A 22974-nucleotide genomic window follows, 5' to 3' on the forward strand; every position below is an offset into this window, starting at 1 on the left:
CGGAGGAACTCCCTGTGGGCACAAAAAATCCCAGGCCCGCAATCATCGAGCCTGGGACTTGTAGGTGAGCGTTAGACCAACTGCAACGTCTTGTCGGTTTCCTTGCGAATCTCGGCCAGCAGGGTCGGGTTATCGTTGAGGCGCTGCCCCAGCGAGGGGATCATCTCATGCAGCGTGGCTTCCCAACCGGTGAAACGGTCTGGGAAACTGCGACGCAACAGCTCGACCATGATTGGTGCGGCGGTGGAAGCACCGGGGGAGGCCCCTAGCAGCGCAGCAATCGAACCTTCGGCGCCCGAGACCAGCTCGGTACCAAATTGCAGCACGCCACCTTTGACCGGGTCTTTCTTCATAACCTGGACGCGCTGGCCTGCGGTGATCAGTTCCCATTCGCCATCGACGGCGTTGGGGTAGAACTCGCGCAGCGTATCAACTTTCTTGCCGTGGGTCTTGGTGACCTCGGAGACCAGGTAGCCGACCAGATCGAAGTTGTCCTTGGCTACGTTGAGCATCGTGCCCAGGTTATGTGGGCGAACCGACTTCGGCAGGTCGAAGAACGAACCGGTCTTCAAGAAGTTCGTCGAGAATCCGGCATAGGGACCAAACATCAGCGAACGGCGTCCGTCGACAAAACGGGTGTCCAGGTGTGGCACGGACATCGGTGGGGCGCCGACGGCGGCCTGACCGTACACTTTGGCGTGGTGCTGTTCGATGACATCCGGGTTGGTGGAGCGCAAGAACTGCCCGGAGATCGGGAACCCACCAAATCCTTTGGCCTCGGGAATGCCCGAAGATTGCAGCAATTCCAGTGCACCGCCACCGGCACCGATGAATACAAAGCGTGCCTTGGTGGTGAATTTTTCACCGTTCAAGCGGTCTTTGACGTCGATGGACCAGCGGCCGTCGGTGTCTCGGGTCAGGCCGGTGACCTTGTGGCCGTAGTGGATTTCGGCGCCGCCGTCGGCCATCTTGTCGATCAGCTGCCGGGTCAAGGCACCAAAATCGACGTCGGTGCCGTGTTCAAAGCGGGAAGCCGCAACGCGCTGGCCGGAAGCCCGTCCGTCGATCAGCAGGGGCGCCCAGGCGGCGATTTCGTCATGGTCTTCGGTGTGCTGCATTTGCTCAAACAACGGGTTCGGCGCCATTGCCTCATACCGGGTTTGCAAGTATTTCGCGTGGTCATCACCCCACACAAAGGACATGTGTGGCAGGGAGTTAATAAAGCTGTTGGGATCTGTCAGCGTGCCATTGTTGACCAGATGCGACCAGTACTGCAGCGAAACCTGGTACTGCTCATTGATGTTCAACGCTTTGGTGATGTTCACGGAACCATCGGGCTGGGCGGGCGCGTAGTTCAGCTCGCACAGTGCGGCGTGGCCGGTGCCGGCATTATTCCACGGGTCAGATGATTCCTGACCGGCCTGCTGAAGGTTCTCATACAGTGCGATGGACCAGTTCGGTTCCAGTTCCTTGAGCATGGTGCCCAAGGTTGCCGACATGATCCCACCCCCGATCAACACAACATCGACTTCGGGGGATGATCCTGACTGCGGCACGTTGTAACTCCTGATCCTCATTGATCTGTTCAACTGAACACTTCTAACCATGCAACTCTACTACCGGCGCATAGTCAAAACGGAAATCTTTAGTCTGTCAGCCGCACGCGGACGTACTGCTCATCCAGCACCGGTGAGATGGGATAAAATCCGACGCCGTGCCCCGAAGCCAATGCCGTAATCGGGAAGGTCAGGGGCACCGCCGGGATATCTAAACTGATGGCGGCCTCCACCCGCTGCAGCAGGGCGGTGCGCAGCTGCGGGTCCTCTTCGGTACGCGCGGCGGTGAGCGCCTGCGTCACGGCCGGGTTGTCCCACCCGAATTCTTTATTGGGGTATTCGAATAAATCAGCGAGCACGTACAGGGCATCTCGCACAAAAAAGTTCCGCCCGAACAGGTGCAGTCCGCGCCCGGTGGTTTTGCCGAGCACCGAGCGCATATAAGTGCCATCAGTCCAAGGCACCGGTTTGGCCACAATGTTGAATCCCGCGGCCGTCAACCGCCCTGACAGGTGTGCAAAGAGTTTCTGCGGCTGCGTCATGTAGACGCGTTCGGCCCCGGTCGGATACCAAAACTCAATGGGCTCGCCGTCATACCCGGATACGGCCAAGAGGTCAGCGGCCCGAGACGCATCGGCGTTGTAGGTGACGACGTCGTCGGTGCGTTCTAATAGTGACGGCGGGTTGAATTGGTGGGCTACATACGAACCATCAAGGTGCAGCGTATCAACCATGTCGGTGCGATACAGGGCGTGGGCTACCGCTTGGCGCACGTGCAAGTTGGCCAGCACCGGGTGGGCCTGATTGATGCCCAAATACAATACGGCCAGCGGGTCGCGCAGCAGCACCTGGTAGCCGGATTGCACCAGCTCACGCAGCACCGCAGGTGAGACCCCATCGAATACATCCAGTTGTTTGGTGGACAGGCCATAGAGGCGTTCGTGCAGATTGGGTACCGAGAATACTTCGACGTCGTGCTCGGCATCTACGGCGTCGAGATGTATGGTTGCCCCGTCTAGGGCGCCCCAGCGATACGGGCCGGTACCCGCCAGCGGGATCAGCGGTAGCCCATCGGCCAGGGCTGCATCAAATTCCGCCCAGGACGCGGGGGACGTGATACTAAAGGCCGGGTGGGTTAGTGCGGCAATCAGGTTGGTCACCGGACTCCGCAGCGTGACAGTCACCTCGAGCTGACCGGTGGCCTCAACCGTCTCGAGCAGGCAGGCATCCTCGGAGGTGAAGCCCCCAAACACGTTCGAAAACGGTAGCCTGCCTAGATCATCTAACTGTGATCCCAGCATTTTATCGGCTGTGCCCCAGCGTTGGAAATTATCCACGACGACGTCGGCGGTCAGCTCGGTGCCATCGTGGAAGGTGAGGTCGGGCTCGAGCTCGAAGACCACTTCGCGACCGTTGTCTGACACCGTCCAGTCGGCCGCCAACTGGGGGATCGTCTCGCCGGTTTCTTCATCCACCCCGATCAGCGTCTGGTACACCTGCCGGGCCAGCCGGTGGGTTTCCACGTCATTGGTCACCGCAGGATCGGTGGTCAAAGCCTTCGCTGGCACGCCAATGCGGAACGTTTTGGCGCCGGGCTCCGGAGTGATCACTTCGCTGGCGGGTGTGGGAGTGCTTGAGGTTGCACGAATCAATGGCGCAAGCCCGAGGGAGGCGAGTCCGGCCAGCACGGTGCGTCGGGAAAGATGCATTGAAATCCTTCCGCACTCAATTTGATCTGGACCCACCGATGCGATGCTCGGTGCCACTATCGTAGCCAGGCTCTAGTGTACAAGTGAAATCTTCACGACGACGCCGCACAACATCACAGGCCATGATGATGTAGTCTCACGCGTGCTTGCGCCGGATGAAGCGCTGGAGGCGCTCGCGGAAACTGCGCGGCACCACGTGCCACATGCGCCGCCACAAAGGCGGTTCGGTGCGCAAGTGCTCCACTCGGCGATTCAGGACCCGGATTTTGTCATCGAGGGCATCGGAGCGGGATCTGAGGTCGGCGACGCGTTCCTGGAGTTTGACCTGTTGAACTTCGAGCGCATCTCGTTCACGTCCCAGGCGTCGATTTTCTTTACCCAAAGAATCAAGCCGTTCGGCAATCTCTGGAAGGAACTGACCGGTCAAATTTGAAACCTCCGACGCCGGAGAAAACCCGGCGGCGTCAACAGCAGCGGTGCGATCTGAGGCCAACACATCGAGTATTTCACGAATCGTGGCAGGCGGTATTGGCACATGGCCGTGGCCATCGTGTGTGAATCGGACATAGCACCGCGGACCGGCACCGGCCACGCGCAGGAAGGGTAAAAGGTGATGCTGCAAGAAGGTGGAATCGAAGAAGTTTTGATAGATCAGCAGGTCATGATTCAGGCCATGTTGGGCTACCGCAGCAAGATCCGTGGGCCCAAAATCGGCCAACAGACCCCTGACAGAGCTGGTCATCGCACCATTGGAATCCAGCCCGTGAGCCAGCCGAAGATAGGTGGCCATTTTGTCTTGGGCGCGACGTTCCAGAGTGAGCCGTGGGTTGACCAGTAGCGCGGTGCAGTTCGGGAAGTACGGAGCATAATGTGCGGCAGCAAACCCGCCCCCGGATGCGCCAAAGAGGATGGTCTGGTCTGCGCCGAGCTGTTCTAGTGCGTGCTGAATTGCCGGAACCAGGATGGGACGCAGCGGGCCGGTGGTCTCATCACCCAGGTACCAGGCGACCGTCATGTCGCGATGCGCCAGTACTGGATCAGAAACCGCAATAAGGTTAAGCCCAAGGTCTTCGGCAATCCCGCGACCGGTGAAATATGGCAGATATTGCACATTTAACGGAATCGCACCGTTGAATACCACCAGCGTGGTTGCGGCTCTGCGGTTCTCGATGAGTACATCAATTTCACGGCCATGGTGTCTGAAGGTGTTCCCACCGACCTGCAGGGGAGCGGCGAGGAATGCTTCTAACGACGCGTAGTGGTGGAATGGGACATTCCATCGTGTTTCGTTGCGTGATCTCATACCCATTAGTCGTCGACCTGACATCTCTTGCGCTGTGTCTCTTATGTCTCTTTAGGGTATGCAAAAACCCGCTCACGAAGAGCGGGTTTCGGAAGAAGTATTCAGTTACCCGGAGGACATGTGTGCGGGCGAAGGTGTCTAGTGTCACGACATCGTTGACAGGTTTTGACTGGACTGAACCCAAGAGACCGTTGACCGATGTGTCGGGACATCGTTGACATTTTGGGACAGTGATCGTTGACCGGTGAGTCGCGACATCGTTGACAGTGCTGCCGGCAATGATGAGCTATGTCTAGCTCACAAAAGAATCTGGTTATTGCTCGCTCGGTGGTAGATCAAGGCTTGAGTATTGCTCAGGCTGCAGCGAAGTTTGGAGTGTCCCGGCAATGGGTCCATCAGCTCGTGCAACGGTATCGATCCGGTGGGGTTGCGGCGGTCTTGCCGCAATCTAAGGCACCCAAATCCCGGCCGCAAACGACGACCGAGACGGTGCGGGCCCGGGTTATTGGCTTGCGTCAAACCCTAGTGGCTAACGGGGCCGATGCTGGCCCAGAGACCATTGCCTGGCATCTGGCCCGAGAGGGCTTCCACGTGCCATCGACCTCCACCATCCAACGCATCCTGCGCGCCGCCGGACTGGTGGTGGCCCAGCCGAAGAAGCGTCCGAAATCCTCGTATATCCGATTCCAAGCCGAACTACCCAATGGGTGCTGGCAAGCCGATATCACCTACTGGTTCTTAGTCGATGGCACCCGGGTGGAGATCCTAGATTTCTTAGATGATCATTCCAGGTTGCTATTGACCATCCAGGCCAAAGCCCTGTGGACCAGCGCCGATGTCGTGGCCGTGATGGACCAGCTGATCACCACCTATGGGCCGCCAGCTGCCACGTTGACGGATAACGGGATGGTGTTCACTGCTCGATTCACCAGCCGGCCCGGGGCCAAAAACGGGTTCGAAAAACTGCTAGCCGCCCATCACATCCAACAACGCAACGGGGCACCATCACATCCGCAAACCCAAGGCAAAATCGAACGCTTCCACCAAACCCTCAAACGCTGGCTGGGCGCCCGCTCATTGCCGGCCTCCCTAGAACAACTGCAAATGCTCTTGGATACCTTTGCTACCTGGTATAACACCGAACGACCCCACCGAGCGATCAACCGGCGCACCCCAGCCCAGGCCTACACGGCCTTACCCAAAGCCACCCCGAACACCACCCATGACACCGAATACCGCACCCGCACCGACCGGGTGGACAACAACGGGAAAGTCACACTGCGCTACGCCAGCAAAATCCGCCATCTGGGCATCGGCTCCGCGCACCGCGGCAAGCAAGTGCTGATGCTCATCCACAACGACCACGTCACTATCTCAGATGCGGCCACCGGCGAGATCCTCACCGAATATATCTTGGACGCCACCAAGGATTATCAGAAACCGACCTGGCGCAAACCCCTCAGTGAATGAACCCATGAACAACCCCGGGAACGACAAAAGCCGCAGAAAATACATTCTGCGGCTTTTGTCATCCATGTCGCGACTCATCTGTCAACGATGTCGCGACTCAGGACATGTGTGCGGGCGAAGGGACTTGAACCCTTACGTCGATTAAGACACTGGAACCTAAATCCAGCGCGTCTACCAATTCCGCCACGCCCGCTAATCCGTTGTGATGGACCGAGGAATAAGCTTAGCCCATTCACAACAAATTACCTAATTGCCTATTATGCGGCCTCGAGGCCCAAGTCGCGACGCAGTTTGTCGACGTGGCCCTTAGCTCTCACGTTGTATTGTGCGACGTCGACCTTGCCATGTTCATCCACGACAATGGTCGAGCGAATCAGTCCTTCATAGACGCGGCCGTAGTTCTTTTTCTCACCCCAGGCGCCATACGCCTCGGCGACCGCGTGATCCTCATCGGACAACACCGGGAAGTTCAGGCCCTCTTTTTCGGTGAATTTATCCAAGCTGGTCACCGGATCGGGGGAGATCCCAATGATTCTGTAACCATCTGCGGTAAAGCGCTCCATGCGGTCACGAAAATCGCAGGCCTGAGTGGTGCAGCCCGGCGTCATGGCCTTGGGGTAAAAATAGACAATGACTTTTTCGCCGGCGAAGTCGGAAAGTGAAACGGTGTTGCCGTTGGCGTCGGGTAGGGAAAAATTCGGGGCAGTATCGCCCGCGGAAAGACGGTTTGCAGTCATAAATCATCCTTTCAGGTGTTCGATACTGGGTAGTCTACTGCTGCAGGCCTTCAGATATCCTGGTGAGATTTTCTTCGAGTAATCCTAGATACGTATCGCCCGGTTCGCCTTCGGCGGCGAGCTCATCGGAGAAGACGGTCGCATAGATTTCGACGCCGGTATCTTCCGACACGGTCTCCATTGGCGCACTGGCGACGTTGGACTCTAAGAACAATGCTGGCGGTTGGTGTTCTTCTACGAAATCGATGGTTGAGATGATTTGATCCGGGGTGCCGATGTCATCGGTATCGACTGACCAGATATAGCCTTCCAGCAGATCGTAGCGCGCGGCCATGTATTGGAAGGCCCGTTCTGACGTCACCAAGACGCGGCGGTCCTCTTCCAGGTCGCCAATCTCTTGTTGATACTGCTCATGCATCGCCGTGAGTTCTCCGACATAGGCGTCCGCGTTGTCCTGGTAGATCTGGGCGTTCTCAGGATCGATCTCCACCAGGGTGGCGGCAATATTTTCGGCCATGATGACGCCCACATTCGGATCCAAAAAGGCGTGAGGGTTGACGGAGTCTACAACGCCCTCGGTCAGATAGAGTGGCTCAACGCCGTTCGTGGTCTCAACGAAACGGTCTTCTTCCATCTCGACAGAATTGGCCATACGCGCGGCCCACCCTTGTTCCCCGCCTTCCAGATTCAACCCGTTGACGAAGAAAACATCAGCATCGGAAAGAGCTTTGGTATCTGAAGGGGTCGATTCGTATTCGTGGGGGTCTTGACCTACTGGCACGAGGTTATAAACCTCAACATGCTCACCACCGATTTCTTCCACGATGTCGGTGAGGATCGAAAACGTTGAGACCGCTTGCACTGTCCCGGAGGTTTCCGGCTCCGAAGAAGAATCGCCGCACCCTGCCAAGGCTAGGGCGCTGATACTGGCGAGGAGTATTTTCCAGGTGGTGTTCATCACGAAGAGCCCTCCTGAGAGGCAGGGGAGTGTTGAATGCTGCGGCGGTCGCGCAGCTTGTGAAGTTGGGTCCAGACGAAACCTTGGTGCGGGCTGAGTAGGAACGCCAGTACGAACATAGCGAAGGCGACCAGGACGATCGCCGGGCCGGACTGGAGTTCGAAGCGGTAGCTAAAGTACATCCCCATAATTGACGACAGCATGCCGAACACCGCGCCCAAGATCATCATGGTCGAGAATTTTTTGGACAATAAAAATGCGGTCGCCGCCGGGGTGACGAGCATCGCGACGACGAGTATCACCCCGACGGTCTGCACTGCGGAAACGGTGACCACCGCCAGAGCGATCAGGACGGCATAATTGATCATTTTTGTAGGGAAGCCGTAGGCCGTGGCCAGCTGCGCATCCATAGTGGTGATCTGCAGCTGTTTATAAAACATGACAATCAGGGTGGTGATGACCACGGTGATGATCACCGACTGCCACATTTGTGAGGGGCTGGTCGCCAAAACGTCACCGAAAAGGATCGCCTGGAGGGATACGGAGGATTCTGTACGGGCGAGCAGGATCACGCCGGCTGCGAGAAAGGCGGTGAAAATAATCCCGATCGAGGTGTCGCGTTTCAGCCGGGAATTTGAATTGATAAACCCGATGCCGGCGGCGGCGAGCAACCCGGAGACGAGCGCGCCGAAGAAGATGTTGGCGCCAAAGAAAAACGACACCGCAATACCGGGCATCACAGCGTGCGAGATCGCATCCCCCATCAACGATAGACCTCGAAGAATGATCAGCGAACCCACCACGCCTGAGACCAAACCGATGACGACGGCTGTGATGGCGGCTCGAGCCAGGTGGGGGTAGTTCACAAGATCGTAGAAAAATTCCACTGGCTTACTCACCGATCCCTAGCAGATTCGCTCCGAAGGTTGCCGTCAGATTCTGTGCGGTCAGTGCCTCGGCCACTGGCCCCTGAGCGATGAGGCGCTTATTGATCATAATGATGTGATCAAAATAGTTTTCGACATTCGATAGATCGTGGTGCACCATGACCACGGTTTTGCCGGAGGAGACGAGTTCGCGAAGAATTTCTATAATGTTCAGCTCGCTGGCGGCATCGATACCCATGAGCGGTTCATCGAGTAACAAGATGTCGGCTTGCTGGGCGAGCGCCCGGGCAATGAAGACCCGTTGTTGTTGTCCTCCGGAAAGATCCGCGATCTGTCGATGCGCATATTCTTCCATGTGCACGCGCATTAACGCCCGGCGAGCGACCTCGCGTTCGACAGTTCCGGGCCGTTGAAAAAGACGCAACCGTGGATACGTGCCCAGCAGGACCGTGTCGAACACGTTGATGGGAAAATCCCAGTCGGTCGTGGAACGCTGGGGCACATAGCCGATGCGTTGCCGTACCTTGTCGACGCGCTGGTCAAAAAAACGAATTGCCCCGGCTGTGCGTTCCACGAGGCCAAGAGCGGCTTTCAACGTGGTGGACTTACCTGAACCGTTTGGCCCAACGATGCACGTCATAGTGGCGGCCGGTATCGAAAGGGTCAGTCCCTCCACGGCTTTGACACCACGATATGATACGTGCAGATTATCAATCGTCAATACGTCAGCGGGCACGGACGGGCCTTTCGTCTTCGATCCAGCAGCGTCGCCACGGGAAGCTGTTCAACCCCATTTGTCAGGAGCACGGTTTCTGGGAATACCTCTGTGTCACTCAGGGTAGCTAGGTGCTAGAGGTCGTGTGCATTGATCATATGTTCGTCTCAACGAACATTCAAATTTGGGGAGCCAAATATGACACCACGCGGCTCTTGGATGCAGCGTAGTGTCTTGGGTATTCTGGCGTGTCTGATGTTGGCATAGGGGTCTTCCGGTAGGTTTTATCTCAACGGTAATCCGAGATGAGGATTGCCCTTTCAAAGTGGGAGGCAGCAAGTGGCCAGTACTCTTGACGAGCTCAACGAGTCGAGTGAAAAACGACCGTATTTTACCGTTTCACAACTGTGGACGGATACTCTTGGCCGTCTCGGCGTGCGCTCCCTGCAGTTACTCATCGTCGGTACGCTCGTCGGGCTGGTGATTCTCGCCCTGCTCAACCTAACGGTCGTGGTCATCCCAGCGTTGATCGCTGTCATCTTGGCGTGTGCTCTGTGGCCCCTGGTGCGGTTGTGCCGACGGGTCATGCCCAACGTGCTGGCCGCCTGGACAGTCTTCCTGGGGTCGTTGTTGATCCTTGGTGGCATCGGCACAGCACTGGTGTTTTCTGTTATCAACGAATGGTCCACGCTGGTGGAACAAGCGGTAGAGGGCTTCAACCAGTTGCGCGAAGGGGCAGAACAACTCCTCGGCGGCCTGGCCTTTGTTATTGATCAGGATCAGATTGATTCCATGCTTGCCACGGTCACCGGGTTCTTGACCTCCGCGGAGTTCGGCACCGGCGCCGTGACCACGATTAGTGCGGCTGGAACCTTTGTCACCAGTTTGGTGCTGTTGTTAGTGATCCTATTTTTCTTACTCAAAGACGGCGACCGTATCTGGGCGTTCTTCGTCTCGTGGGCCCCCGACCACTTCCGGGCGCAAACGATCGCGTCCGGTGACCGTGCAATGCACACCTTTGGTGGTTATATTCGTGGCACCGCGATCGTGGCAGCTGCCGATGCCATCGGCATTACGACGGCACTGTTGATTCTCCAAGTGCCGTTGGCCATCCCGCTGGGTGTGGTGGTCTTCCTCGGTGGGTTCATTCCGCTGGTGGGTGCCACAATCGCCGGGATCTTGGCGACCCTGGTCGCACTGGTTGCCAACGGTCCGGTGGTGGCGCTTATCGTGTTGGGCGCGGTCATTCTGGTCAACCAGCTTGAAGGGAACTTCCTGCAACCGGTCGTCATGGCGCAGACCTTGAGTCTGCACGCGCTGGTAATTTTGATGGCGTTGACCGCCGGGACTGTGCTGGCCGGGATCATCGGTGCGGTGTTGGCCGTCCCACTGGTCGCGGTGGCTTGGAGCGTCATCAAGGTGTGGACCGGTCGCGAAGAAATTGAAGGACTCGGCCCGGTTGATAAAGCGCAATTACAGATCGAAGCGGTTGGGGACGAACGCCGTCACCAGCTTCGAGAAGCCAAGCGCCAAGAGCAGGCCGAAAAAGCCGCAGCAAAAGCCACGAAGTCGTCTGACGATATGGAGTCTGACGACGACAACGCTTAGATCAACTGTGGACGCGGTGAGTCTTCATCGCAGGAAAATGCCCACATGACGCCGAACTGGTCAAAGACCTGACCATACCAGCCACCCCAGGGTGCCTGTTCAAATGGCATGGCTTCTGAGCCGCCGCCATCGATGAGTTGAGCCATGTAGCCACGGGCCTCATCGGCGTTTTGGGTGGTGAGCAAGAAAGAATAAGCCGTATCGCGAATGGGATAGGTCTTGTCGTCGACCACATCGGATCCGGCGATGCTGCCACCGGGGAAGTCTAACGTGGCGTGCGCGACCGCGCCTGGGTGGGGTTCGAACGGCATACCCTCCATCGGAACGTCGTCGTAGGTCATGATGTTGAGTTCTCCGCCGAAGATTTCATGCCAATGATGCATAGCTTCGGCGGTGGTGCCTGGAAGTGAGATATAGGTAGCAAGTGCGCGCGCCATGAGAGTGCTCCTGAGTCATCGGAAGAAGTATGCAGCATTGTACGGAGCACTGCGACACGAGGATATGCGTGAGTGAAAACTCAAAGCCACTGCTGATGAAATTCGCCCAGCGGTCGGCAGGAATCGGCACAGCTGGGGGCGGTATATTGCTCAACATCCACGAGTGCAGTCCGGCTCAGTGGCAGGTTAGCCACCGTTCCCTAGTGGAGCCAGCGCTTCATAGAGTTCATTGGCTCCGGCGGCCACAAAGACCCCTGCGGTCATGCCCAACAGGACGTTGTGGAACCACTTATTGCGAAATTGCGTGGGTACAAAGCGTTTCTGGTTATTCAAGAACAACAACGTGATCGCAAGAAATGGCATGAACAATGCACCCAGGGTGCCATACAGCAAGATCAAAAAGATCGGCTGATCAAAGAACAACAATGCCATTGTGGGGAAGGTGAGCATCAGCATATAGAAACGGGCTGGTTTGGATTGCAAAGTGGGAGCGTCGTCTTGATCTAGATCATCGGCGGGACGTCGGAAGTTTGCCCAGAAATCTGCAAACATCAACGAGACGCCGTGCCATACGCCCAACAGCGACGAGAAGGACGCGGCAAAGAATCCGATGAGAAAGACCACCGACCAGGCTTCCCCGTAACGGTCTGCTAATACCGTTGAGATGTCGAGCAGGCCATCATCACCGGCGGAAATGGCAAGGCCTGCGGAATAGAGCAGCTCGACGCCCATGATCATGGTCCCAAAGACGAAAATACCGGTCAGCACGTAGGCGGTGGCATTGTCGAAGCGCATGACGCGCATCCATTTGGGTTTGCTCCAACCTTTTTCCCGAAGCCAGTAGCCATAGGCGGCAAGCGTGATCGTCCCGCCGACCCCACCGGCTAGTGCCAGGACGTAGAACATGCCACCTTCCTCGGTGGGCAAGCGTGGGATCAATCCGGCAGCGATGTCTCCAAGGTTTGGCACTGTGAGCGCGGCGGAGAGCAGCACCGTGACGAACATGATGCCGATCAGGATCATCATTAATTTCTCGATGAGTTGATATCGATCAAGCCATACCAATGCCAGACCGATGAGGCCGGCTGCGATGGCGAAAATTTTCAGATCAATTGCTGGGAACAGCGCGGCCAGGGGGAGTGCAGTGGAGCTCATGGCGGTTGCTCCGTAGACGATGCCCCAAATCAGAATGTAGGGACCGAAATACCAGCTCGTCCACGAACCCAGTGTTCGCCAACCTTGAAAGATCGTTTTCCCGGTGGAGAGGTAGTAGCGCCCAACACCTTCGACCAGCAGAATCTTCAAGATGACGCCGACGACGATCGCCCATACCAACATGTAGCCATAACGGGAGCCTGCGGTGAGTGTGGCCACGAGATCGGCCGCACCGACACCGGTTGCGGCCGCGACAATCCCCGGGCCGATTTTGTTCCAGCTGGGTTTGACCTGGGGTTCATGCAACTCAGCTTCAGTGAACCCGACCTCGGTGGAATGGTTCGTATTCGTCATGCTGACCGCCCCCTGGTGATGAATTTCACGGTATCCGAAATCGGTTCTCAGCAATAGCCTCAAGCGCAGCTACTGGATGAGTTTGAATCCACGGAGGCGATGCTGAGATCAGACGACGCTTAATCAGGTGCTTCAGCGATTGTGGTCTCAGGACCGGGACCCAGAGTAAACCGTCGACCCGAAATGTGGTCTATATCGATGGCGATTACGTCAGGCTTTCGTACGGCCACCCAGGCTTCGAGACCTAGAGTATCGACGAGTTCAAGTTCTTTACGGTGTTCCACCTGACGTCCGGTGCCATATATAACGGCACTTGTGGCAGAGTTTCCTTCGATGCGGTCTGTCTCGAGCGCGAGGTATCCGCCGGTTGCGGTCGCAAAAAGCTTGTTGCCAGGAGAAGTACGAATGTAGGCCACGACATCGTCAACGTCGTTGACATGGACGGCGAAGTTGATGGGGAAAATATCTGGCTTGCCGTCGAGTGAGATGGCGAGTCTGCCGAAGTTTTTATCAGACAGAAACGCGAGAGTTTCTTCGACTGTCAGTTGAGTAATGGGGGACGTTGTGTCCATAGCAGCTTTCCTCCTCGACCGCCTGGTGTGATCTACGCCTCAGCCTAGTCGCAGCTGCGAGGATCAGGAAGCAAGTGAGTACTTCACGCTTGCCCCTCTGGGTCACTGCGAACAGTGGAGAAAAATTCGGAATGAGCTAAGGCAAGGCATAAAAAGTGCTCCCCGCCGGACTCGAACCGGCAACCTACTGATTAAGAGTCAGGTGCTCTACCATTGAGCTAGAGGAGCGTATTGCTTCTGAGCAACGAAAAAAGACTTTATCAAAGAATTCTCGCTAGGTAAAATTCAAGGTCAGCTTCGTAGTGACCAGCATACCGGAAGCAAAATTTCTGCACGCGAGCCTTGCAAGAACCTGTTGTCTGAGACACGATCGGTCACGTGAAGTTTTGTAGGACACAAGATCAGTAGGATTTGTCCCATGACGTCTAAGAATCCCGAAATTGACATGAAGCCGCGCTCGCGCGATGTAACCGATGGATATGAGCGTGCACCAGCCCGCGGAATGCTCCGGGCTGTGGGCATGGGTGATGATGACTGGGATAAGCCACAGATTGGTATCGCCTCGTCCTGGAACGAAATCACGCCGTGTAACCTGTCGCTCGACCGCCTAGCCGAAGCAGCAAAGACCGGCGTGCACGCCGCCGGAGGATACCCGCTACAGTTCGGCACCATCTCGGTTTCCGACGGGATTTCCATGGGCCACGACGGCATGCACTTCTCCCTGGTCTCCCGCGAGGTCATCGCCGACTCGGTAGAAACCGTCATGATGGCCGAACGCCTCGATGGTTCGGTCTTGCTAGCAGGCTGTGACAAATCGCTGCCTGGTATGCTCATGGCTGCCGCGCGGTTGGATCTGGCTTCGGTCTTCGTCTATGCCGGTTCGATTATGCCGGGCTATGCCACGCTGTCGGATGGCGTGGAACGTCAGGTTACTCTGATCGATGCGTTTGAAGCAGTGGGCGCGTGCGCTCGTGGCACGATGTCGCTTGAAGACCTGGATGCCATCGAACGTGCGATCTGCCCGGGTGAAGGTGCCTGTGGCGGGATGTACACCGCCAACTCGATGGCTTCGGTTGCCGAGGCACTGGGTATGTCGATCCCGGGCGCTGCAGCCCCGCCATCGGCAGACCGTCGTCGTGACTATGATGCACGCAAAGCCGGCGAAGCCGTGGTCAACATGCTGGCCCAGGGCATCACCGCTCGTGACATCTTGACCAAAGAGGCCTTCGAAAACGCGATCGCCGTCATGATGGCCTTTGGTGGTTCGTCCAACACCGTGCTGCACCTGTTGGCCATAGCCTATGAAGCCGGTGTGGAACTGTCGCTGCACGACTTCAACCGCATTGGCGATAAGATCCCACACATCGCGGACATGAAGCCATTTGGTCAGTACGTGATGACCGACCTGGACCGTATCGGTGGTGTCCCTGTCGTGATGCAGGCGCTGCTGGACGAAGGGCTGATCCACGGTGATGCGTTGACCGTGACCGGTAAAACCGTTGCCGAAAACCTGGCAGAACTGCAGCCGAAAAAGCTTGACGGTTCGGTGTTGCGCAGCATGGAGAATCCAATCCACAAAACCGGTGGACTGACTATTCTGCACGGCTCGATGGCCCCGGAAGGTGCTGTGGTGAAATCGGCCGGGTTCGATGCCGAGGTCTTTGAAGGCACCGCACGCGTCTTCGAGCGCGAGCAACAGGCCATGGATGCACTGGCAGCCGATGAGCTCAAAGCCGGCGACGTCGTCGTCATCCGCTATGAAGGGCCCAAGGGTGGACCGGGCATGCGTGAGATGCTGGCCATCACCGGTGCTATTAAAGGTGCAGGCTTAGGTTCTGACGTGCTGCTGATCACCGATGGTCGCTTCTCGGGTGGTACGACCGGGCTGTGCATTGGCCACATCGCACCGGAAGCCGCGGTTGGTGGTCCGATCGCACTGGTCGAAGACGGCGACATCATCCGGGTGGATATTGCCAACCGCAGCATCGACCTGCAGGTCTCCGACGACGAGCTTGCCGCTCGGAAAGCCAACTGGCAGCCGATCCCACCGAAGTTCACCGGGGGAGTGCTGGGCAAGTTCTCACAACTCGTACAGTCCGCCGCGGTCGGCGCGCACTGTAACGTAGAACACGACAACTAAGCGATACCCCTGCTCGGGGAGTGTGCTCGATTTGACAATTTCGGGCGAAACGACAATTATTAGGGCATGTCGAAGACCCTAGTAGTCGTTATTTAGCAGCGCATGGACTGAAGAATTCAGTTGGCAGCAACGCCATCCATGCGCTGAACCCCGAGCAGGCAAACCCGCCGCAGCCGGGGTTTTTTTATGGGCATCGCAAAACCGCGAACCACCCAACGACGTGAACGACGTCGACAGCAATAACTACACAACTTACGACTGATCGAGGCACACTGAGATGAGTTCCGGATCAAATATCACCCCTTCGGTGATGCCAGCTCACCCGCCGCAGCGGGAAAAAACCGTACATGACTCTGACGCACAGGCTGTTCCTGGCCCCAACCGGGTCGTAGAGCCCACCAAGATGACCGGGGCCCAGGCGATAGTTCGTTCACTGGAAGAACTCGACGTCACCGATGTTTTCGGATTGCCCGGCGGAGCGATTCTGCCGACCTATGACCCACTGATGGATACCTCGCGTATTCGCCACATCCTGGTCCGTCACGAACAAGGCGCCGGCCACGCAGCCCAGGGCTACTACCTGGCCACCGGCAAAACCGGTGTGGCTATTGCGACTTCCGGGCCTGGGGCAACCAACCTGGTGACCGCGATTGCCGATGCCAATATGGACTCCGAGGCCGTGGTGTTTATTACCGGGCAGGTCGGATCCAAGCTGATCGGCTCGGATGCTTTCCAGGAAGCCGATATCGTGGGGATCACCATGCCGATCACCAAACACTCGTTTTTGGTGCGTCGTGCTGAAGACATTCCACAGGCTCTGGCCGAAGCGTTTTACATTGCCAACACCGGCCGCCCAGGTCCAGTGCTGGTGGATATCACCAAAGACGCCCAAGAGTCCCAGATGGAATTTTCCTGGCCACCGGTCATGGACCTGCCAGGCTACCGTCCGGTGACCCGCGGACATTCCCGCCAGGTGCGCGAAGCCGCCAAGCTGATTCAAGAAGCCAAGCGCCCGGTACTCTACGTTGGCGGCGGCACCATGCGAGCTCAGGCGGCCGAAGAACTGGCCGAGCTGGCCAAACTGACCGGCGCACCAGTGGTGACCACTCTGAATGCTCGCGGTATTTTCCCCGACGACGACCCACAGAACCTTGGCATGCCCGGCATGCACGGCACGGTTGCTGCGGTCTCCGCGCTGCAGATGTCAGACCTGCTGATCACCCTGGGAGCGCGTTTTGATGACCGCGTGACTGGACAGTTAGCGTCATTTGCCCCGCTGGCCAAAGTCATTCACGCCGATATTGACCCGGCTGAGATCTCCAAGAACCGCATCGCTGATGTGCCCATCGTGGGCGATATCAAAGCGATCCTGCCAGAATTGTCCGACCAGCTTCGCACAAACTTCAGCGAACACGGCACCCCGGATTTGACCGAGTGGTGGACGATCGTCAACAAGACCCGCGACACCTACCCGCTGGGCTACACGGCGACCGATGACGGTCTGTTAGCACCACAAAAGGTGCTGGAAGTCCTCTCGGATGTCGCCGGACCAGAAGCGATCTACGTGGCCGGCGTCGGTCAGCACCAAATGTGGGGCGCCCAGTTTGTCAAATACAACCGGCCAGACCAGTGGATGAACTCTGCTGGGCTTGGCACGATGGGCTTTGCCGTTCCAGCGGCGATGGGTGCCCAGATCGGTGCACCAGACCGCGCGGTCTGGGCCATTGACGGTGACGGGTGCTTCCAGATGACCAACCAAGAGTTGGCCACCTGTACGATCAATAAGATCCCGATTAAGGTCGCGTTGATCAACAACTCCTCACTGGGCATGGTCCGCCAGTGGCAGACCCTGTTCTACGATTCCCGGTACTCCAATACTGATCTGAATACCGGTGCCGATTCGATCCGCGTGCCAGACTTCGTCAAACTTGCCGAAGCCTACGGTGCTGTGGGAATCCGCGTTGAAAAGGAAGAAGACATCGCCCCGGCTATTGAGCGGGCCATGGAAATCAACGACCGTCCGGTCGTGATCGATTTTGTGGTCTCAGCCGACTCGATGGTGTGGCCAATGGTGCCCGCCGGTGTCCCGAACGACCAGATTCAAGTAGCCCGGGATATGACCCCGGAATGGGACGAGGAGGACTAACCCATGCAACGCCATACCCTTTCTGTTCTGGTCCAAGACGTTCCCGGTGTACTCACCCGGGTCGCTGGCCTGTTTGCGCGCCGCGCCTTCAACATCGAATCCCTGACCGTGGGACCATCCGAAGTCGAAGGCCTATCCCGCATGACTGTCGTGGTCGAAGCCGAAGCCAACGCCTTAGAACAGGTCACCAAACAACTCAACAAACTTGTCAACGTCATCAAAATCGTTGAACTGAATCCGGAACAGTCTTCCCAGCGCGACCACATCCTGGTCAAGGTTCGCTCCGATGCATCCACCCGCGCATCGGTAGTCCAAGCTGTAGAACTCTTCCGCGCCAACGTCGTCGACGTATCCACCGACGCCGTGACCGTAGAAGCCACCGGTTCCGCACAGAAACTGGAAGCCCTATTAGAAGTGCTCGAACCCTTTGGCATTCGCGAGCTGGTGCGTTCCGGCACCATCGCAGTTGCCCGCGGCGGTAAATCTATGACCGACCGTGCTTTGACCAAATAACCAACCACACACCCATCCCAAGGAGAATTAGACTCTCATGGCCAAAAAATACTATGACGAAGACGCCGACCTGTCGCTGCTGCAGGACCGCAAAGTAGCCGTAATCGGCTACGGTTCCCAGGGCCACGCCCACTCGCTGTCCCTGCGCGACTCCGGTGTCGACGTACGCATCGGTCTGGCTGAAGGCTCCAAGTCCAAGGCCAAAGCCGAAGCAGAAGGCCTGAAGGTACTCACCGTCGCCGAGGCAGCAAAAGAAGCTGACCTGATCATGATCCTGGTCCCAGACCAGCACCAATCCAAGGTGTTCAAAGAATCCATCGAACCACACCTGCAAGACGGCGACGCCCTGTTCTTCGCCCACGGTTTCAACATCCGCTATGGCTACATCACTGCCCCAGAGGGTGTCGACGTCGCCATGGTCGCGCCCAAGGGCCCAGGCCACGTTGTGCGTCGTGAATTCGAAGCCGGCCGCGGTGTCCCAGCACTGATCGCTGTAGAAAAAGACGCCTCGGGTAAAGCCAAAGACCTCGCCCTGGCCTACGCCAAGGGTGTCGGCGGTACCCGTGCAGGTGTCATCGAAACCACCTTCACCGAAGAAACCGAAACCGACCTCTTCGGTGAACAGGCCGTACTGTGTGGTGGCGCATCCCACCTGGTCCAGGCAGGATTCGAAGTCCTGACCGAAGCCGGCTACCAGCCAGAAGTTGCCTACTTCGAGGTCCTGCACGAGCTGAAGCTCATCGTTGACCTCATGGTCGAAGGTGGCATCGCCAAGCAGCGCTGGTCCGTTTCGGATACCGCTGAATACGGTGACTACGTTTCCGGTCCACGTGTTATCGACGCCCGCGTCAAAGAAAACATGCAGGCAGTGCTGAAAGACGTGCAGGACGGCACCTTTGCCAAACGCTTCATGGATGACCAGGCCGCTGGCGGCACCGAGTTCAAGGCCATCCGCGCTGAGCAGGAGAAGCATCCAATCGAGGCCACCGGCCGCGAACTGCGCAAGATGTTCTCCTGGTTGCAGGACACTGACGACGACTACACCGAAGGCACCGCCGCTCGCTAAGTCTGCGTCGTTATAGAATCACGACGACGGGGTATCGGATGCATGTCCGGTACCCCGTCAGTACGTTAACGTCAGCCATGTTATGGCGACCCATGACCCTGCCGCCTGGGCAGGCATACGATAAGAAATGAACCATCACCCGGCACGGCGCTGCTCAGACGCGGACGATGGCCGGGTAAAGGCAATGGAGCATGACATGTATAACCTGGACCCTTCAAGCGTGACCGCAGCGGATCTACAAAACCCGCAGATCGATGCTGAAACCCTGCGGACCATCGCCCTGGCCCGCCCAGATCTCCGCCAGGTGATCCTGCAGCACCCGAATTGCCATGCTGAGCTTGCCAATTTCATCTACGAGTTGCCACCGGTCAACCAGCAAGAACCACCACACTTACAGCCCTATCCTGATCCAGCGCAATGGTCAGGCACCTACCAGGCGCCACCGGCTGCCTATGGTTATGCTGCACCCCGGCCGCTATCGCCCGACGACGAGAAAGTCTGGGGCGTATTGATGCATATCGGCAACCTGCTGCTGGGCTTTCTGGTTCCGCTGATCATTTGGTTGATCTATCGCGACCGCAGCGAAACCCTCAACCAACAGGGCCGCGCCGCCCTGAACTGGGGGATTAGCTACTTCATCTATCTGCTTGCGTCATCAGTGTTGATGATCGTACTTATCGGGTGGGTCATGTGGCCGGTGCTGGTCGTGCTGGACGCGGTGTTCTGTATCATTGCCGCCGTCAAAGCCGGCAACCTGCAGGCGTGGCGGTATCCACTGTCGATTACTTTTCTACAGGTAAGAATCTAACTCCAGAAACTGTTGACCCCAACCGACGGTCAAGCGTTGCTGTGGCGGTAGCGTTGCGGTGTTTGCTCTGTCATAGCTCCAATAGCACCCTATGGTCCCACTTAGCGTAAGAAAGGGGGACTATGTAAGCTATAGTTCCAGTTTTCTCTTATGTGGTCCTTGAGCTACTCCGCGAAGGCAGCTTTCATGCACCGCATCGCAGCCAAGGTTTTCGGCACTCCGATGTATGGCATCAGGTGCACGAAACATTCGGCAACTTCTTCTTTGGTCATGCCCGAGACGTCGACCGCGGTTTTGATGTGACCGGTCAGCTGCGGTTCGGTGCCACCCATGGCCGCGAGTGCCGCCATGTTCAGCATCTGACGATCACGAAGTTCTAATCCTTCGCGCTGGTAGGTTCCGCCAAAGACCGCACCCACAACCCAATCTGAAGCACCGGGTGCGAACTCATCGAGTTGTTGCTTCCAGGCGGCAGCCCCTTCAGGAGATTGAGTATCTTCGACAAATTGATTGCCCTTATCCATGCTGAGTTCCAAAGCATCCTCCTTGAGAAATAAATGAGCCACCAGCAGGCTATCAGTTGACCGGCTGATGACTTCAGGTATCTCGTGAGATCACGCTGCGGCCGGGGTGAGGTATTCCTTGAGGTTCTTCACCGCGACATCCCAGGTGTCGTAGTAGGAGTCATCGCCGGGTTCTCCAGAGAACCCCCGAAACTCAAGACTCATGTGTGTGCCATCAGAAACGCGATCGAGGCGGATCGTAATGATGGGGAGGTCTTCTGGATTGAGACCTGGTGCGCCCCAGGTGAAGACCAGGTGATCGTATGGCTGAACTTCTTTGTAGACTCCACCCGAGGTCATCCGTTTTTCGGTCTCGTGATGCAGACTGGTGTAAATATAGTGACCACCCGGGCGGACATCGAACTCGAGTTCCTCGCGCGGTGTGGAGGTCAAGGGTAGATGCCACCAGTGTGCAATAGCTTCCGGTTCGGTCCACGCGTGCCATACCTGTTCTGGGGTCGCCTCAATGTAGCGGATAATGGTGAACCCTTTGGACATGTCGGTAGCCTGCATCGTGACTCCTCGTGCGATTGAACCGAATAGTACATTGACTACATATTGCTCCCAGTTGAAACACGAATCAACGTTCTATGCACGTTTGGCAGATTGTTCACTCCGTCTTTACTCGGTGGCGAGCCCTTAAGATCTGATTTCCTAAACCAGTATGAGACTCCGCGGTTCTCACGGGCGGGTTGAGATCATTTCTTTCCTCCAGAATTGCCACGTGCTAGGATCCACGCAGGTGATGTGCATCACTAAGTGGTTTTGGTGTGGAAGGAATGGGGATTGGTGTAACAATCTTTCGTAGGGACCCAGCAGCTTCAAGAACTCATTGAAGCCGTTGGCCAAGACAACGTCGTCACCAACCCAGCCACAATCGATAACTATCGCCGAGATCGGGCCAATGATCCCGATGCTGGAACACCGATCGCCGTCGTTCGTGCCACAACTGCAGAAGATGTGCAGGCCACGATCCGGTTCGCCGCTTCCCAGGGTATCCCTGTGGTAGCTCGTGGCGCAGGTTCGGGACTGTCTGGAGGAAGCTCTGCTGTCGACGGCGGCATCGTGCTGTCGCTAGAAAACATGCGCGACATGACGATAGACCCGCTGACCCGAACGGCAGTGGTGCAGCCTGGTGTTTTCAATGCTGAAGTCAAGGCCGCAGCTGCCGAGCATGGGCTGTGGTATCCACCTGATCCGTCGTCCTATGAGTTTTGCTCGATTGGTGGCAATGTTGCAACCAATGCCGGTGGGCTGTGCTGTGTGAAGTACGGGGTCACCGCTGACTACGTCTTGGGCATGGAAGTCGTGCTGGCTGATGGTAGGCAAGTGCAGCTGGGCGGTACGCAGGTCAAGGACGTCGCGGGTCTGAACCTGAAGCAACTGTTTATCGGTAGTGAAGGCACGCTGGGCGTGATCACCGAAATCACCCTGCGGTTGGTGCCAGCTCAACGCCCCGCCACTACATTGGTCGCGACGTTTTCGACCCTGGACGACTCGATTAACGCTGTTCTAGCGGTCACTTCCTCAATGCGCCCTTCGATGCTGGAGTTCATGGACAACTACACGATTAATGCGGTGGACGACCTTACGGGAATGGGCCTGGAGCGTGACGCCGCAGCAATGTTGGTGATCCAAACCGATGAACCGACAGAACATGCTGCTCATGAGATAACACTCATTGAACAGCTGTGCCAGGAGCACAACGCAACCGATGTGTTCTCGACCTCAGATGCTGACGAAGCTGAAGCCATCATCGCGGCCCGACGCATGGCGATTCCCGCTGTCGAACGCAAGGGTACGTTGCTATTAGAAGACGTCGGCGTACCATTGCCACGACTGGGCGACCTCGTTGCTGGAGTTGAGCAGATCTCCCAGACCCGGCAGGTGCCAATCGCCGTCATCGCCCACGCCGGAGATGGCAACACGCACCCGCTGCTGGTCGTTGACCCCACGGACGAGGAGCAGCAGCAACGCGCTCAACTCGCTTACGGTGACGTCATGGACCTGGCTGTCCGGTTGGGTGGAACGATCACCGGTGAACACGGTGTCGGTCGGCTCAAACGACCCTGGTTGGTGGACTCCATCGGGGAAGACGCCCTGGAGCTGAATCACCGCATCAAAAAAGCCCTCGATCCAGACAACATTTTGAACCCCGGAGCGGTCTACGACCTCCACCGCTGATGAGCGCCACGAGCCTAAGATGCACTATGTCACATCGAACATCGCTTCACCGAGCGTCTGAGTGTCAGCACGCAAGATAAAACGCCGTAAGAT

20 protein-coding genes and 2 tRNA genes are annotated in these 22974 nt (G+C 57.2%); 8 read left to right on the top strand and 14 right to left on the bottom strand.

The annotated features are described in order from the left end of the window. Nucleotides 1-71: 71 nt before the first annotated feature. From FB556_RS04955 to FB556_RS04965, 3 genes are all read right to left on the bottom strand, one after another. Nucleotides 72-1577, bottom strand: coding sequence for a malate:quinone oxidoreductase (locus tag FB556_RS04955; RefSeq protein WP_141865441.1), 1506 nt, complete (start codon nucleotides 1575-1577; stop codon nucleotides 72-74). 68 nt (nucleotides 1578-1645) lie between these two features. Beyond that, the gene (locus tag FB556_RS04960; protein ID WP_141865443.1) at nucleotides 1646-3265 is read right to left on the bottom strand and encodes an ABC transporter substrate-binding protein; all 1620 of its coding nucleotides are present in this window, start codon (nucleotides 3263-3265) and stop codon (nucleotides 1646-1648) included. 136 nt (nucleotides 3266-3401) lie between these two features. Further along, complete coding sequence (locus tag FB556_RS04965) at nucleotides 3402-4568, bottom strand: hypothetical protein (RefSeq protein ID WP_141865445.1); 1167 nt, start codon at nucleotides 4566-4568, stop codon at nucleotides 3402-3404. Nucleotides 4569-4856: 288 nt separating this feature from the next. Here FB556_RS04965 and FB556_RS04970 point away from each other — a divergent pair, with 288 nt between their 5' ends. After that, nucleotides 4857-6038, top strand: a complete 1182-nt coding sequence (locus tag FB556_RS04970; protein ID WP_141864361.1) for an IS481 family transposase — start codon at nucleotides 4857-4859, stop codon at nucleotides 6036-6038. Nucleotides 6039-6147: 109 nt separating this feature from the next. Here the strand turns inward: FB556_RS04970 and FB556_RS04975 are convergent. The 5 genes from FB556_RS04975 to FB556_RS04995 all read right to left on the bottom strand — a co-directional run bounded on the left by FB556_RS04975 (nucleotide 6148) and on the right by FB556_RS04995 (nucleotide 9356). Then, nucleotides 6148-6231, bottom strand: a tRNA-Leu gene (locus FB556_RS04975). Nucleotides 6232-6295: 64 nt separating this feature from the next. After that, on the bottom strand, nucleotides 6296-6775 hold the full coding sequence (gene bcp / locus FB556_RS04980) for a thioredoxin-dependent thiol peroxidase (RefSeq protein ID WP_141865447.1): 480 nt from the start codon (nucleotides 6773-6775) through the stop codon (nucleotides 6296-6298). 34 nt (nucleotides 6776-6809) lie between these two features. Then, nucleotides 6810-7733 (bottom strand): metal ABC transporter solute-binding protein, Zn/Mn family, encoded by a 924-nt coding sequence (locus tag FB556_RS04985; protein ID WP_246057270.1) that lies wholly within the window; start codon nucleotides 7731-7733, stop codon nucleotides 6810-6812. Continuing rightward, on the bottom strand, nucleotides 7733-8632 hold the full coding sequence (locus tag FB556_RS04990) for a metal ABC transporter permease (protein ID WP_211343995.1): 900 nt from the start codon (nucleotides 8630-8632) through the stop codon (nucleotides 7733-7735). Before FB556_RS04990 ends, FB556_RS04985 begins: the two co-directional genes overlap by 1 nt. After that, nucleotides 8625-9356 (bottom strand): metal ABC transporter ATP-binding protein, encoded by a 732-nt coding sequence (locus FB556_RS04995; RefSeq protein WP_141865451.1) that lies wholly within the window; start codon nucleotides 9354-9356, stop codon nucleotides 8625-8627. Before FB556_RS04995 ends, FB556_RS04990 begins: the two co-directional genes overlap by 8 nt. Before the next feature lie 318 nt (nucleotides 9357-9674). Here FB556_RS04995 and FB556_RS05000 point away from each other — a divergent pair, with 318 nt between their 5' ends. Next, a complete protein-coding gene (locus FB556_RS05000; RefSeq protein ID WP_246057220.1) occupies nucleotides 9675-10943 on the top strand; it encodes an AI-2E family transporter in 1269 nt (422 codons plus the stop codon). On the opposite strand, the gene FB556_RS05005 is transcribed toward FB556_RS05000, so the two are convergent. The 4 genes from FB556_RS05005 to FB556_RS05020 form a co-directional block, all read right to left on the bottom strand. Next, nucleotides 10940-11380 (bottom strand): VOC family protein, encoded by a 441-nt coding sequence (locus FB556_RS05005; protein ID WP_141865455.1) that lies wholly within the window; start codon nucleotides 11378-11380, stop codon nucleotides 10940-10942. The two genes, FB556_RS05000 and FB556_RS05005, sit on opposite strands and share 4 nt — an antisense overlap. A gap of 186 nt (nucleotides 11381-11566) precedes the next feature. After that, nucleotides 11567-12889 (bottom strand): Nramp family divalent metal transporter, encoded by a 1323-nt coding sequence (locus FB556_RS05010; RefSeq protein ID WP_141865457.1) that lies wholly within the window; start codon nucleotides 12887-12889, stop codon nucleotides 11567-11569. A 119-nt stretch (nucleotides 12890-13008) separates the two neighbouring features. Next, complete coding sequence (locus FB556_RS05015) at nucleotides 13009-13461, bottom strand: pyridoxamine 5'-phosphate oxidase family protein (protein ID WP_141865459.1); 453 nt, start codon at nucleotides 13459-13461, stop codon at nucleotides 13009-13011. 156 nt (nucleotides 13462-13617) lie between these two features. Continuing rightward, nucleotides 13618-13689 (bottom strand) — tRNA-Lys (locus FB556_RS05020). Nucleotides 13690-13879: 190 nt separating this feature from the next. Between FB556_RS05020 and ilvD the strand changes: the two genes are divergently transcribed. The 5 genes from ilvD to FB556_RS05045 all read left to right on the top strand — a co-directional run bounded on the left by ilvD (nucleotide 13880) and on the right by FB556_RS05045 (nucleotide 20134). Then, the gene (ilvD, locus tag FB556_RS05025) at nucleotides 13880-15601 is read left to right on the top strand and encodes a dihydroxy-acid dehydratase (protein ID WP_141865461.1); all 1722 of its coding nucleotides are present in this window, start codon (nucleotides 13880-13882) and stop codon (nucleotides 15599-15601) included. 277 nt (nucleotides 15602-15878) lie between these two features. Continuing rightward, nucleotides 15879-17747: an acetolactate synthase large subunit gene (locus FB556_RS05030; protein WP_141865463.1), complete on the top strand. Its 1869-nt coding sequence runs from the start codon at nucleotides 15879-15881 to the stop codon at nucleotides 17745-17747. A 3-nt stretch (nucleotides 17748-17750) separates the two neighbouring features. Continuing rightward, entirely contained in the window at nucleotides 17751-18260 is a 510-nt protein-coding gene (ilvN, locus tag FB556_RS05035; RefSeq protein ID WP_141865465.1) for an acetolactate synthase small subunit, read from the top strand. A gap of 37 nt (nucleotides 18261-18297) precedes the next feature. Further along, nucleotides 18298-19326 (top strand): ketol-acid reductoisomerase, encoded by a 1029-nt coding sequence (gene ilvC / locus FB556_RS05040; RefSeq protein WP_141865467.1) that lies wholly within the window; start codon nucleotides 18298-18300, stop codon nucleotides 19324-19326. Between the two features lie 196 nt (nucleotides 19327-19522). Further along, a complete protein-coding gene (locus tag FB556_RS05045) occupies nucleotides 19523-20134 on the top strand; it encodes a DUF4870 domain-containing protein (protein WP_170200377.1) in 612 nt (203 codons plus the stop codon). A gap of 164 nt (nucleotides 20135-20298) precedes the next feature. On the opposite strand, the gene FB556_RS05050 is transcribed toward FB556_RS05045, so the two are convergent. Continuing rightward, nucleotides 20299-20670, bottom strand: coding sequence for a carboxymuconolactone decarboxylase family protein (locus tag FB556_RS05050; RefSeq protein WP_141865471.1), 372 nt, complete (start codon nucleotides 20668-20670; stop codon nucleotides 20299-20301). A gap of 78 nt (nucleotides 20671-20748) precedes the next feature. After that, nucleotides 20749-21210, bottom strand: a complete 462-nt coding sequence (locus tag FB556_RS05055) for an SRPBCC family protein (RefSeq protein ID WP_141865473.1) — start codon at nucleotides 21208-21210, stop codon at nucleotides 20749-20751. A 363-nt stretch (nucleotides 21211-21573) separates the two neighbouring features. On the opposite strand from FB556_RS05055, the gene FB556_RS05060 reads away from it, so the two are divergent. Continuing rightward, nucleotides 21574-22881, top strand: a complete 1308-nt coding sequence (locus tag FB556_RS05060) for an FAD-binding oxidoreductase (protein ID WP_342774658.1) — start codon at nucleotides 21574-21576, stop codon at nucleotides 22879-22881. Nucleotides 22882-22974 lie beyond the last annotated feature (93 nt).

Source organism: Enteractinococcus coprophilus, from assembly GCF_006716305.1.
GTDB classification, from domain to species: Bacteria; Actinomycetota; Actinomycetes; order Actinomycetales; family Micrococcaceae; genus Yaniella; species Yaniella coprophila.